The organism is Okeania hirsuta (genome assembly GCF_003838195.1).
GTDB lineage: Bacteria > Cyanobacteriota > Cyanobacteriia > Cyanobacteriales > Microcoleaceae > Okeania > Okeania hirsuta.
This window is the reverse complement of the sequence record NZ_RCBY01000706.1, coordinates 1-542: the sequence shown is the minus strand read 5'-3', so window position 1 is coordinate 542 and position 542 is coordinate 1. Positions and strand designations below refer to the sequence as shown.

Annotated in this window: 1 protein-coding gene; it reads right to left on the bottom strand. The window is 34.9% G+C overall.

Features of this window, described 5'->3' with window-relative positions:
* Positions 1–53: 53 nt before the first annotated feature.
* On the bottom strand, positions 54–542 hold a 489-nt coding region (locus tag D5R40_RS33790), incomplete at its 5' end, for a PAS domain S-box protein (RefSeq protein ID WP_134239689.1).

The following is a 542-nucleotide window of genomic DNA, read 5'->3' as shown; positions in this document are numbered from 1 at the left end:
GAAGAAGGAAGAGGGAAGAAGGAAGAAGGAATAGGGAAAAAGTTGATAGGTACTCAAACTCCAAGCAATTGTAAACATTCTGTAGACGGCGGAGTATTAAACCACAAAGAAAAAGATAAAATTAACAACAAAGAAGAAGCAAGAGGAGTGCGTAACTCGTGACTCACAACAGAAATAAATTCGTTTTTCATCTGTTCGACTGCTTGACGTTCTGTTATATCTTTAAATGTTACAACTGCACCAATAATTTTTCCCTGTTCTAAAATAGGTGTGCTTACATATTCTACGGGAAAATGTGAACCGTCTCGTCGCTGAAAAAATTCATCAGTAACTTGGCAAACTATACCTTTTTTTAAAGTTGTTGTAAGTTGACTATCTGAGTTATTTTTTTGTGCTGAAAATTTATCATTTTTGTTGTTAATTTTATCTTTTTCTTTGTGGTTTAATACTCCGCCGTCTACAGAATGTTTACAATTGCTTGGAGTTTGAGTACCTATCAACTTTTTCCCTATTCCTTCTTCCTTCTTCCCTCTTCCTTCTTC